This is a genomic window from Pseudomonas aylmerensis, from assembly GCF_001702265.1.
Classification (GTDB): Bacteria; Pseudomonadota; Gammaproteobacteria; order Pseudomonadales; family Pseudomonadaceae; genus Aquipseudomonas; species Aquipseudomonas aylmerensis.
Map to the genome: position 1 here is coordinate 57,004 of NZ_MAUE01000038.1, position 12,972 is coordinate 69,975.

A 12,972-nucleotide genomic window follows, 5' to 3' on the forward strand; every position below is an offset into this window, starting at 1 on the left:
GCGTTGGGCTGCGTAGCAGCCCCATCCCCACACACTGCGGTTTGCCTGAAACAACGCGGCGGATGTAGTGGGGGCGCTGCGCACCCCAACGCGGGGCAAGCCCGCTCGCCACAACAGCCCTGCTCATCACAAGAGGACTGCTCATCACAAGAGGGCTGCTTATCACAAGAGGCCTGCTCGCCAGCGTTTCCCCTCAAGGCGAGAGCGGAGAGTGGGATTGGTTGTGGCTAGCAGCCTTCTTGTGAAAAGTGGGATTGGTTGTGGCTAGTGGGCTTCATGTGGAAAGTGGGATTGGTTGTGGTTAGCAGGCTTCATGTGGAAAGTGGGATTGTTTTGGCTAGCGGGCTTCTTGTGGCGAGCGGGCTTGCCCCGCGTTGGGCTGCGTAGCAGCCCCATCCTCACACACTGCGGTTTGCCTGAACCAACGCGGCGGATGTAGTGGGGGCGCTGCGCACCCCAACGCGGGGCAAGCCCGCTCGCCACAACAGCCCTGCTCATCACAAGAGGGCTGTTCATCACAACAGTCCTGCTCATCACAACAGCCTTGCTCATCACAAGAGGGCTGCTCATCACAACAGCCTTGCTCATCACAAGAGGACGGCTCATCACAACAGCCCTGCCCATCACAGGGGACTGTTCATCACAGGAGGCCCGCTCGCCAGCCTTTTCCCTCAAGGCGCGAGCGGCAGGAACCAGCGCTCGGCCAACGCCTTGCCCAGCAAGCCGCGGTGCACGTCCACCACCGCCTGCGGGCTTTGCGCGCGGGCCAGTTGCGAGTAGTAACTCACCTTGCGTTGCTCACGGGTTTTCAGGTGGGCGGCGGTGTAGTGGGCCTTGGGTGTATCGGCCGCCGGGTAGTGGAAGTGGGCGTACCACAAGGGATAGCCTCCCGCGTCGTTGACGGCGTATTCCTGCACAAAATCCCGACGCTCGCCGCGAAGTTGAATGCGCTCTCCGAGTAGCGCCATGTTCGCGCGCTTCTGTTCGATCAGATACTCCAGATTACCGTGCGTCGGCGGCAGTTCCAGGCTCAGTTGAATGCGCAGCGCCTGGCCACGCTCATTCAGGCGTACCGCCGCCTGGCGCATGTCATTTTCCAGGGCCAGGTCGGCCGGTGCTCGGGCCTCCGCAGGTTGGGCCTGGATCGCCAGGTGCAGTTCGGTGGCCAGCTTGTCGTAGCGCACCGACTCGTGCAGCAGCACCTCCTGGACTTCCTGCGGGTGTCGCGAGACTTTCTTGTACTGCTCGCCGCGCTGCAGGTGTTCCTCGAGCATGCCCAACAGTTTGCGAGCCTCGCCCTTGACCAGGCTCAAACTGCGCGGCACGCCTGGCGAGCGCGGTGGCGTCGCGTCCTTGAATTCGATCCATTGCTCGCCCCGCTGTGAATAGGTGCCAAACACTTCACCGGTGAGCTGCGAACGAAGCTCGACAGTTTCCAGGGTACCCACGGGTTTGACCTCGCCGATAAACGTGCCTTTTTTCGCCGTGCGAATGACTTTTTTCTGCACTTTGCCGGCGACTATCGGCGGGCGTCGGCTCGGGCGCGGAGCGGGTTGGGCAGCGGGTTTGATTTCACTGGCGAGCTGCTTGGCGGCTTCCTGGTACAACCCCTCAACCAGCTTGACCAGCTTGGCGAAATACTCACCGTCCAGTTCGTCGATATTCACGATGCCGACCCCCTGCAAGGAGTCCAGGCCGCGGCCGTAATGCTCCACCAGGCTTTCGAGCACATTGACGCGTTCCTCGGCCGTCACCTCAAGCTCGTTCAGCTCGCTGTGGGTGCGCAAGTGCTCCTGCAGCGGCTCAAGGATATCGATCATCACGGTGACCAAGGGGTGACCTGGGTGTTTATGGGTCATCAGCTCGAAATTGCGCATCAGCAGATCCTTGACCGCCAACGCACTGATTTCCGGAGGGCGATCCAGCGTCAGGCGGCGGTAGTGGTCGCTGCCGTCGTCGCCTAGCTTGAACAGTTCGTCGAGGTAGCGATCACGCAGTTCAAGCCAGTGGATCGAGCGTTCATTGATGGCAATCAGGCTGCGCACAAACTCTTGATACGCGGCGAAGTCGCCGAGCACGGCCTCGGCCAGGCGCGGCGCTTTGGCCATGAAGTGAGCGTGGGAGCGATACAGCGCGCCACGATCCTTCTCGGCCACCACCACATGCTTGCGCGCGTTGTTGACCATGTTTTCCAACAGGCCGGCGACGGAATGCGGCGGAAGGGGGATGTTCAATTCGTTGCGCTCTTTCAGGCTGTCCAGTTGCTGCTGGTAGTCCCGGGTCTGCTCTTGCAGGGCCGTGTCGAATCGCTGGCGGCTGTCAGCCGCCTGCGCTTCGCTGAAGCGTGGATCTTCGGCGGTGCGGGTCATGACCCCCAGGATAATGTCGATTCGCTTTTGCTGGTCCGCCTGGCCCTGGACGAACCGTTCATAGTTCTCCTGCAGCTCGCGGATGCGCTGCGCACGCCGTTGACGATCGGCGGCAATCCGCTTGGTTGGCATGCCGCCGCGCAGGTGCAGGCGCGTGTCCACCGACCACACGCCGTGTGCATCGCTGCGCAGGTAAGGGCCATACACTTCGGCATCGCCTGGCATCACCACACGGGTTTCGCCCTGCGGCTCCAGGCTGACCTGCAACCACTCGCCGTTGGCTAGCGCATACCACCGGTTTTCGACCCCATAGAGCCCGCGTCGCGGCCCGTTCAATACCGGTTGGGGCAGGGGCGACGGCCGCGGCGCCTTGAACGTCGCGAGACGGCTGCGCTGGGCCGGGGTCAGGCGCTGGCGTGCCTGCGCAAAGCCGAAATCCAGCACCGTGCTGTGTTTCTGCGCCAGCGCCCCGGCCAGCAGGACGGCGCCTTCACGAATGCTCGGTGCGGCTGGTTGCGGCCATTGCTCGGCGACCCACGGGGTGAGGGCCGAGGGCAGCGCCTGCGCCCTGAGGCCGGCTGCCAGCGGTGCCGGTGTTGGCACCACCACGGGAGCGGCCTCCAGCAACAGCAGCCCGAGGTTGAGCAGCAGGTCGACAGTGGCCAGCTCCCGTGCGTGCGGGTCCGTGGCGGCCAGCGCCGGAATGTCCTGACCTAGGCTGGCCATCAGCCCCCACAGCCACCCGGTGAGCATGGCCGGCCCGCGCAACAGGGGCAGCAGCAGGTTGCCGAACAACAGGCTGCTGCCTTCGCGCAGCACCTGCCAGCGGCTTTCGCTGTTGGACACCGACGCGCGGTCGGCTTGTTGCACCAGCGCCCGCGCATGATCGCTGAACAAGTAGGTCATCAGGCGTCCGGTCACCAGGCACTGCTGCAGTTCGTCGTTGATGCCATCAGCGGACAACGTCGCCGGTGTCGGTGTGCCCAGGGTCGAGAACTCATCGCCCTGGCCGAAGCGTACGTAGTGGGGCTCGCGAAACCCGCCATTGGCGTAAATCGGCCGGGCCGTGTCACTCAGCCAGGTCAACACGCTGTCCTGCAAGGGCCCAGGTTCGGCGACGGCTTCAAACAACGCCTCACGGCTGGCAAATTCCTGCAGGGTTTCGGCGTACAGCGGTCGGTACAGCACATGAGGACCGAGGGCGGTGTCGCGGGCTTCGATCAGGTACATGGCGCTGACCGGGTCCGGCTGGGCGCCGGGCATTTGCAGCAGCGCCAGGTGACGGATCACCACCGGATTCTGATCGACCTGCTGGTCGGCGGCTGCCGGCTCCATCACGGCCGCCACCAGGCGCGCACCCTGGGGGCTCAGCCCGGCTTGCTGTTTCAGGCTCAATTCCAGTGCCAGCAGCGGCAGTTGCACGGCTTGCTGCGCGGCGAACAGCGCTTCGCGCTGGCGTGCCTCGGGGCTGTCGCCGAGTAACTGGGTTTCGAGCAGGCGTGGGTAGTGCTGGCCAATGTCCACGCGTTCCACCAGGCCGCCGGTGCCCATCAGGTAGTCGGCGGTCAGCCACGCCGGCAAGGGCAGGCCTTGCCGGTTGGCGAGGGTCACGCTGGCGCTGGGACGGCTGGACAGGTTGTCGATCGCCAGCTCGGTCAGGCTCACGCGTTCGTGGCGGATGATCCCTGCGGTGCCTGGGTAGCCGGCGGCCACGGAGAAGGTCAGCAGCAGGTCGTCGGGGTGCAGGGCCGCGACCGACGGCGGCGTCGGCGCGTGATTGGCAAAGGTCACGGCATCCCCTTGCAACGCTTGCAACAGCGCGTTGACGGTGTAGGTGCGGATATCGTCGATATCGCTGAGCACGGTACGGCCCCCCGCGCGCTGTTTGGCGGTGGCCAGCGCCAGCGTGTAGCGGCGGTAAGCGGCCTGGTCGTCGGCGCTGGCGCTTTGCAGCCACGCCGGCAAGTGGGTGCGCAAGGTTGCCAGGGCAGGCGCGGCCGGCGCGTCGCGGAAGAATCGCCCAGGGTCAGTGATGTCGTTATACAGCGTCTGCCATACCCTGAAGGGCTGGCCGGTGGGCAGGCTCAAGTTGCCGAGGTCTTCGAGTTGGTGATTGAGGATCAACGACGCCTGGTGCTCGAAGAGATCGCCGTCGATTTCGTAGCGTTGCAGCAGGATATCCTCGACCTGGTACTGACGCCCCAGGCGTTGGCCCACGGCCTGGATCAGCACATCCACGCTGGCGAACGTCTCGATACCCGTCTGCGGGCTGCACAGCAGCACCGACGTCTTGCCATTCAGCGCGCGGGCCAGCAACAGGTCCGGGCCGAGCAGGCTGACGCTGCGCGCCGCGTCCTTGAGGGTGGCTTGCAGCCCGTAGGCGTACACCGCACGTTCGCCATGGAGGGTGAGGCGGTCCTCGCGCTCAGGGTTGGTCAACACCTGGTCGAGGGTCTCGCGGGCCGTTTGATCCAGCTCGGCCTGGCGCAGGGCGGCGACGCGCAGGGTGTCCTTCAACACGTCGGCCAGCCAGCACCAGTGGCCGGCATCCCAATAGGCGGCGAGGGCGTTTTGCAGTGCGATGCTCAAGGTCTGGGGGATCTCGCCAATCAGCGTGGCGATGACCTGCATATCGAGTTTTTCCGGGGTCAATCCCGGCAGTTTCAGGCGCTTGGGCGGCTCGTCGGAGAGGTACCAGGCCAGGCTGCCGACATCCCTGAAGTCCAGCGGCACGCCGCTGGCCAGGGCGTCATGCACCACCGGCATAAACGGTTGCAGCAGCCAGCTGCGGCGTTGCGGCCTGGCCAGCCGCGTGCGGCTCAGGTCCAGCGTCAGGGTCGGGTACCGCTCGCCAAGGGCGGTGGCGAGTTGCTGGCGAATCACGCTTTCCAGCGTCGGGCGATCAGCGAAGCGCGCGCTGACGGCGTGCGCGATAGAGTCAGGGGATTGCATACACATCCTTTTGGCAATTCGATGCCATTCATGGCGGGTTCTAGGCAGGGAGCAGGCTCAGGAACAGGCGTTGGTCGAGTGGCGGGGTGATCGGGTTGTACACATCACGCACGATGGCGCGGTTGTCGTTTCCGGCCTGGGCGAGCAAGTCCTTGAAGGTGATAAAGCGGTGTTCGGGACGCTTGAGATGGGCCTTGGTGTACTCAGCCGCCGGCACACCGGCACGCGCGTAGTGAAAGTGTGCGTACCAGAGCACCGTGAGCGCGTTTTTCTCGCGTACCGCAAACTCGGTCACGTAGTCGCCGGCCGCGGTGCGTTGCGGGCCGTGGACCAGGCCGATATCCACGGCGGCGTGGATGCGCAGGTAGTCGATATTTGCCTGGCGGGGCCGCTGGGCCTTGAGCCCTTCGATGCAGTGTTGCCGGCCCTGGGTGCGCAATTCGCCGGCACGTGTGCGCAAGCGCTCGACCGTCTGCGGCTCCTGGTGCTGCCGCTGGATCTCATCGGCAATCGACTCGATGCGCTGGGCCTGATACTGGAGCATGTCGTCCCAGTCGCGGGGATTGAGGTCGTCGCGGCGTTGCGGGTCCTTGAGTTTGTTCTTCTGGAACTTGATGGAGCGCTCGATCGCGCCGACTTCCTCCAGCAACTGCTGGGACTGGGTACGCAAGCTGGCCAGGGAGCGGGTAGGGGGCTTTTCCGCCGGGCGGCTCGGCGGCGCGTCGACGATCTCGACCCAACCTTCTCCCGGGTGTTCGATGAACCGGCCGCTGGGCTGCTGAGTGATTGGGTTGCGAGTGATGATGGTGGGGAAAGGCGTATCTGCGTCAGGCGCTTGCAGCTCACCTACCAGTGCGCCCTTGTCCCGGGACTTGAACACGCGTTTTCCGGGAACGGCGATTTTCAGCGGCTTGAACACTCCCGTCTGCGGCGGCAGGAACTCATCCTCGCGCAACACATCGGCCAAGTCGGCCTCGGCCGCGCTGCGTACCGTTTCGAGGCGTTCGATCAGCAGCGGCATATAGCGCGGGATGATCAACGGGGAATTGATGTCCATCAGCGCGCGGTAGACCTGCAGGCGGTGGCTGTAATGGTCAATCAGGTTGAGCAGCACCGCCTTGCGTTCGGCGACGGTGAAGCCCTCCGTGGCCAGCAGGTCAAGGTGGGTGTTCACCCTTGAGGATTCGACGGTGTGCAGCAGTCGCTGGTTCTGGAAGAAATACAATTCCTCGGCGGTGTGCGGTTCGAATGTCAGGTCGATGCTCAGCAGTGCCAGCAGGTCGAGGGTTTCCAGGGTCGCGGTCACGCGGTTGTAGAAACGTCGGGCAGGCACTGCACTGAGGTACTTGTAGCGCTCTGCGGGCCCGCTCTTGAGATCGCCCGCGAGTGTTTCGAGCGCATTCTCGATGTCGAGCACCGCCTTGAAATGGCGCTCGCTGGCGGCAAAGTTGGTTTGCACCAGATCATAGACATAACGGATGGCTGCTGTGTCGCCCGGCCTGCCGGCCAGTTCAACCAGGGATTCACCCTGGTCAGAGAAAAAGGTGCTGCGGTGCAAGGCGTCCGTGAAGGCGATGTGTAACTCATCACCGGCCAGCATGCTCGTGTAGACCTCCTGCGCATTGGCTTCATAGTCGAACTTGCCGTCCGCCACCTTGATTTTCCGGTAGGCCTCCAGCAGGTCGCGGCGATGCTGCTGTTGGGGGGCGGCGGTACGTTCGAAGCGTTCCAGCAGCACCTGGAAGCTCACCTTGGCGCGGGCCCTGGAACGCGCGGTGGCGGCGTGCGCCTGGATAAGCACCGGGTTCTCGGGCGCGGCCCGCAGGGCTGTGTGGGCAACCAGCAACTGCTGGTCGAGTGATTCAAGCAGGGCCTTGGCGGGGAATATCCCGTCGACAAAGCTCAGTTGCTCACGACTGACCGCCGCTATAAGGCCCTCAATGCGTTTGGCGTGCTCGTGTGCTTGTGCGCGTTGTTCTTCAATCTGCACCAGTTTGGCCTTGAACCGGTTCTTGGGCCCGCCACCACGCAGTTTCAACCCCAGGTCCAGCGACCAATGGCCCTGGCCGTCGGTCTTGAGTTCAAAGCCCGGATGCTCAGGTTTTTGCGGATGCACGATGAATAACGCGTCGGTTTCGGCTTGGATGTTCACCTCGAACAGCAAGCCGCCCACTGAGGCATGCCAGCGTCGGTCGATGCTGTACAGCCCTCGGTGCGGACCAATCTCTACGGGCGTCGGCGGCGGCACGGGCCACGCCACATTGAGTTCGCGCAGGGCGTCCAGCAGGCGCCGACGCGAGGCATCCCCGGCGTTGGAATGGATAAAATCCACCAAGGTCTGGTCGCCCGCCACCGGTTCGGATGGCAGGCCGATGGGGCCGTGCTCGATCAGCGTGGGGGCCGACGGCGCAGAGGCCGGGCGGCGCAGGGCGGCGAGGGGCAAGGTCGGCTCGCCCGGCGTGCGCGTGGGCAGGCGTGGCGCGGCGTCGGTGGGCGAGGCCGCGTGCAGCACCAGCAGGCCGATATTGAGCAACACGTCGACCCAGGCCAGTTCCCGCGCAGCCGCGTCATCACTCTGCAGGCCGCCGAGGTCGTGCTTGAGGCTGACCGCCAATTGCAGGATCCAGCCCACGGCCATCGCCGGGCCGCGCAACAGCGGCATCAACAGCGCGTTGAACAGCAACCAGCCGCCCTCCAGCAGCACGGCCCAGCGGCTTTCGGCATTCGACACCGAGTCGCGATCGGCCAGGTCCACCAGGGCCCGGGCATTGCTGCCGTAGAGGTATTGCAGCAGGTTGCCGGTCGCCAGTGATTGTGCGAGCGAGCCTGGCACTTCGCCGCCGTTGAGGTCCTGCGCCAACTGCGCGGGCGGTGGTGCGGGCCACTGTACGGTGTCGTCACCCTGGCCGAAGCGCAGGATATGCGGGCTCTGAAAACCGCCGTGGCTATAGATCGACCGCGTCTTGTCCGGCAGCCAGGCCAGCACACTGTCTTGCAGGGCGCCAGGCTCGGCAATCGCGTCGAACAATGCCTGGCGACTCGCGAACTGGTGCAGCGCGTCCGGGTACAACGGTCGATAGAGCAGATGCGGGCCATTGCCCTGGTCTCGAGGCTCGATGATGAACATGCTCGCGACGCTGTCCGGCCGCGCATCGGGCGTGCGCACGAAGGCCAGCGGGCGGATCACGATGTCCTGGCCCTCTACCACCCGGCCGGGTGCGCTGCGCTGCAACACGGCCTTGATGTAGCGATAACCCTGGAAGGTCAGGCCGTGCTCCTGGCGAATCGCCTGTTCCAGCGCCTGGCGTGGCAGCTGCACGCTCAGTTGCTCGCCAAACAAGGCTTCGCGCCGGCGTATGTCAGGGCTGTCCCCCAGCAGCCACTCGCGGATTTTTGCCGGGTAATGGCGGCCAATGTCCACCTGGCGAATCAGCCCCGGCGTGCTGTGGAATACGCCCTTTTCCCCGAGCACATAATCCTCGTTGAACCAGGCGGGCAGGGCGGCACCCGAAGTGTCGCGCACGCTCATGCGGCCCTGCGGCGCAGCGGCGAGGTTGTGGATGGCCAGTTCGGTCAGGCTCATGCTCACCGGCGCCAGGTAGCCGCTGTGCAGGTCGCCTACCGGGACATGGAAGGTCAGTTGCAGGTTTTCCGGTTCCACGCTGGACTCGGGATGATCGCGGCGCATCTGCTCGCGCAGGGTGCGCACGGTGAAGGCCTGCAGACTCTCGACGCCGTCGAGAAACGACGCGCCAGCGTTTTCTCGCTGCACTCGCGCCTGGTCCACCAGCCCCTGGCGATAGGCAAAGCGCTGGTCGGCGCTGGCCGCCTGCAGCCAGTCCGGCAGCGCCGCCTGGAGACGCGCCTGGTGCGTCGGGTCGGGGACCGGGGCGGCGAGGAAGGCCGGTACCGGGTCGGTGGCGTCGGCGAAGCGTTGCTCCAGCGCGCGTACACCGTCAGTGGCCGGCAAACGGAGGGCGTCGAGGTCGTCCAACTGCTGGTTCAGCAGCAAGGCGGCCTGGATGTCGAACAGGTTGCCATCGGGCTCGTAGTGCTTGACCTGGATCTTCTCGGCCAGCAACGCGGCGGCCAGGCGTTGACCCCAGGCCTGGTTGAACGCGTCCACCGAGGCAAAGTTTTCAACGTTGCCCGAGGCCTGGCACAGCAGTACGTGGTCGCCTTGCACCAACAACAGGTCACTGCTCAGCAGGCGCGTGGTGCGGCCCTGGTGGATCACGCAGCCCTCCAGGCAGTACGCACGCACACCCTCGCGTTCGCGGCGATCGGGTTGGCGGCTGACGGCGTAGAGCATGTCTTGGGCGAACCCGGCTGGCAGCAGGCTGGCGGTGCTCTTGAGGTTGTCGGCCAGCAGGTCGCCGAGCCATTGCCAGCGGCTGGCACCGGTGTCGGCGGCGCCGTTCCAGTAGCGGTTCAGGGCATCTTGAAAGGCGATGGGCAGGGTGAAGGGCAGGTCCGCAATCACCCGTTCGATCACCGCCATGTCCGGCTCGCGCGGGCCGTCGGCCTCATAGGTCAAGTGCAAGGGCGGGCGTTGGGACAGGAAGCAGCGGCGAGTGTCGATCACCTCGGTCATGTTCAGGGGCGTGCCGTGGCCGAGGTAATCGAGGATGACATCGCTCAAGCGCCGCAGGTCCCAGCCGCGTCGTTGGTTGGGGACGGCCAGCTTGACGCTGGACATGTCCAGCACCAGTGAGGGGAATTGTTCCAGCAGGCGTTCGTGCACGTGCTGGTCGACCACCTGGCGCAACGTCGGGCGCCCGGTGAACTGCCGGGCCACGGCCCGGGCGAGGGTGTCGCTTCGATGAGGCAGCAACAGTGGGGTGGCGGGTGTGTCTTGCGGCATAAACGAGTCCATTCTGTCAGGGGGTAGTCCCTAGAATCGCAAGCCACGGCGCAGCGGGTGCGGTAGCCCGCTATCGCGACACGACGGCACCGCCGGATTGGCCTATCATCAAGGTTTTTTCCACTGATGAATGATCCTGATGACCGTCCGCAGCCTCTCTAATGAACTTGCAACCAGCGACATGCTCGAAATCGATGGCCTGCATGCCTTTGACTTCAAACTCAACGACCAGAAGCTGTCGATCATGTGCATGGATGGCCGCGCTGAAAAACGCTGGTCCTTCAGCCTGGCGCAAGTGCAGGCCGCAACCTTTGATGAAGCCTTGCAAAGTTGGACCCTCACCGGTGATTCGGGCGAGCACCGCCTGGTGTGCATGGCCGCCTTCACCGGCAACAATAACGACGAGGAAGACGAGCATGATGATGCGTAAATTCTGGCCCCTGCTGATGGCTGGCAGTGTCGGCGCGATGTCGGTACAGGCCGCGCCGGCCGACACTTATGAACTGTTGGTGGGCAGCTACACCGCCGGCACCAGCCAAGGCATCTACCGGTTGCAGTTCGACAGCCGCACCGGCCAGTTCCAGGGCGAGCCGGTGCTCGCGGCCAAGGCAGCCAACCCCTCGTGGTTGACGGTGTCCAAGGACCAGAAGCATCTGTTTGTGGTGAATGAAAACGGCCCGGGCCAGAAAGACCCGGTGGGCCGTGTGAGCAGCTACAGCATCGACCCGCAGAACCATCAGCTGACCCTGGTCAACCAGGTGCAAAGCCTGGGCAATGAGCCTACGTATTCCAGCGTTGCGGCTGACGGCCGTTACCTGTTCGTGGCCAACTATTCGGTATTGGAAGACCCGGGTGGCAGCCTGGCCGTGCTGCCGGTGGACGCCAGTGGCAAGCTGTCGGCGCCGGTGCAGTTGAGCGGGCACCCGGCCAGCCGCGTGAACCCTGAGCGCCAGGCGTCCAACCATGTGCATTCGGTGGTGTCGTCGCCGGATGGCAAGTACGTGTTTGTGCAGGATCTGGGCGCGGACAAGGTCTTTGTCTACCACTACGACCCCAAGGCCAACCACGAACTGCCGCTGACCCCGGCCGATCCAGCCTTCGTGCAATTACCGCCAGGCAGCGGTCCGCGTCACTTGCTGTTCAGCGCCGATGGCAAGCATGCCTGGCTGACCACCGAGATGAGCGCCCAGATCGCCGTGTTCGACTACCACGACGGCAAGCTCAACCAGACTCAACTGCTCGATTACGCCGCCGGGCAACCGGTGTCCGACAAGGCCGGTGCCGCGCTGCATGCGTCCAGTGATGGCAAGTTCCTCTATGTGAGCAATCGCGGCACGGCCAATCAACTGCTGGTGTTCAGCATTGACCCGGCGACCGCGCACCTCAAGGAGCTGCAGCGCCGCTCCGTTGAAGGCGATCACCCGCGCGAGTTCAGCCTGGACCCGAGTGGCAAGTTCCTGCTGGTGGCCAACCAGAAAAGCAATGCAATCGTAGTGGTCGAACGTGACCCCAAGACCGGCCTGCTGGGTAAAACCGTGCAGAAACTGGCGATCGATGCACCCAGCGACCTCAAGTTCCTGGTGCGTCAATAAGCCACAGGCCCCGCACGGCGGGGCCTGACTCCTTGTATTAATTCTATTAATAGCGGCTACTGTTTCAAAGCATTTCTAAGGTTCAGCCCTCGGGCGTAAGTTGGGTTCCAAGGCCTTCCCCGGCCACTCAACCAAACGAACACAAGGGTTACTGACATGAACTTGAACCTCTTCTCCATCATCGCCGCCTCCGCTGTTTCCGCGACCGTAGCCTTGCCTGCTGCCGCCAGCGTGGACGTTGCCGGTAAAAAATCCAGCACCAGCGCCTACACCCAGAAATACCTGCAACAAAGCGCCAACTTCTACGCCGCACTGGACCACAAGACCCAACACTGATTGCCAGGCAACACAGATCAAATGTGGGAGCTGGCTGTCCTGCGATGAACTCAACTCGGTGAATCAGTTGGACCGAGTCGTCAGCATCGCAGGCCAGCCGGCTCCCACATTTGATTGTGTGGATGGCAGGTGATTGGGTGCTGGCAAGTGATGGTTGTGGTTGTCAGGTGATGGTGTGCTGGCAGGTGATGGTTGTGGTTGTCAGGTGATGGTGTGCTGGCAAGTGATGGTTGTGGTTGCCAGGTGACTGGGTGCTGGCAAGTGATGATTGTGGTTGTCAGATGATGGTGTGCTGGCAGGTGATGGTTGTGGTTGCCAGGTGACTGGGTTCTGGCAAGTGATGGTTGTGCTTGTCAGGTGATGGAGTGCTGGCAGGTGATTATGGGGTTGGCAGATCTATTGTGGCGAGCGGGCTTGCCCCGCGTTGGGCTGCGAAGCGGCCCCATTGCAAGCGCCCGGGTTTGACCTGACACACCGAGGCGCCGGGTCCTGGGGCTGCTGCGCAGCCCAACGCGGGGCAAGCCCGCTCACCACAAGAAGCGAGCTCACCACAAGAGGTCCTTTCACCATGAGAGGCCAGCTCAGCCCAAGAGGCCCTTTCACCATCTGATGCCCGTTCAGCACAAGAAGCCCGCCGGTAAGAGATCCAGTGTCTTCCCTGCACTGAATGCCAGGCCACATAGCTTCCACATTTGATTGTGCATGGGCAGGTGATTGTGGGGTTGTCAGGTCTATTGTGAGGTTGGCAGGCCTATTGGGGGTTGGCGGGGCTATTGTGGAGTTGGCAGGTCTATTGTGGGGTTGGCAGATCTATTGTGGCGAGCGGGCTTGCCCCGCGTTGGGCTGCGAAGCGGCCCCA

The 12,972-nt window shown here is 63.8% G+C and carries 5 protein-coding genes; 3 read left to right on the plus strand and 2 right to left on the minus strand.

Annotation, left to right across the window (positions count from 1 at the left end):
• Positions 1-671: 671 nt before the first annotated feature.
• Complete coding sequence (locus tag BBG20_RS24040) at positions 672-5,321, minus strand: hypothetical protein (RefSeq protein ID WP_083221473.1); 4,650 nt, start codon at positions 5,319-5,321, stop codon at positions 672-674.
• Between the two features lie 40 nt (positions 5,322-5,361).
• Positions 5,362-10,185, minus strand: coding sequence for a dermonecrotic toxin domain-containing protein (locus BBG20_RS24045; RefSeq protein WP_065907865.1), 4,824 nt, complete (start codon positions 10,183-10,185; stop codon positions 5,362-5,364).
• Between the two features lie 139 nt (positions 10,186-10,324).
• Here BBG20_RS24045 and BBG20_RS24050 point away from each other — a divergent pair, with 139 nt between their 5' ends.
• From BBG20_RS24050 to BBG20_RS24060, 3 genes are all read left to right on the plus strand, one after another.
• Entirely contained in the window at positions 10,325-10,615 is a 291-nt protein-coding gene (locus tag BBG20_RS24050) for a DUF5629 family protein (protein WP_065907872.1), read from the plus strand.
• A complete protein-coding gene (locus BBG20_RS24055; RefSeq protein ID WP_065907866.1) occupies positions 10,602-11,777 on the plus strand; it encodes a lactonase family protein in 1,176 nt (391 codons plus the stop codon). The genes BBG20_RS24050 and BBG20_RS24055 overlap by 14 nt, the downstream gene beginning before the upstream one ends.
• Before the next feature lie 156 nt (positions 11,778-11,933).
• Entirely contained in the window at positions 11,934-12,113 is a 180-nt protein-coding gene (locus tag BBG20_RS24060) for a hypothetical protein (RefSeq protein ID WP_065907868.1), read from the plus strand.
• Positions 12,114-12,972 lie beyond the last annotated feature (859 nt).

Bases quoted from the DNA above. Each gene is read 5' to 3' on its own strand.
- BBG20_RS24040 (WP_083221473.1), bottom strand. From the start codon at position 5,321: ATGCAATCCCCTGACTCTATCGCGCACGCCGTCAGCGCGCGCTTCGCT.
- BBG20_RS24045 (WP_065907865.1), bottom strand. From the start codon at position 10,185: ATGCCGCAAGACACACCCGCCACCCCACTGTTGCTGCCTCATCGAAGC.
- BBG20_RS24060 (WP_065907868.1), top strand. From the start codon at position 11,934: ATGAACTTGAACCTCTTCTCCATCATCGCCGCCTCCGCTGTTTCCGCG.
- BBG20_RS24050 (WP_065907872.1), top strand. From the start codon at position 10,325: ATGACCGTCCGCAGCCTCTCTAATGAACTTGCAACCAGCGACATGCTC.
- BBG20_RS24055 (WP_065907866.1), top strand. From the start codon at position 10,602: ATGATGATGCGTAAATTCTGGCCCCTGCTGATGGCTGGCAGTGTCGGC.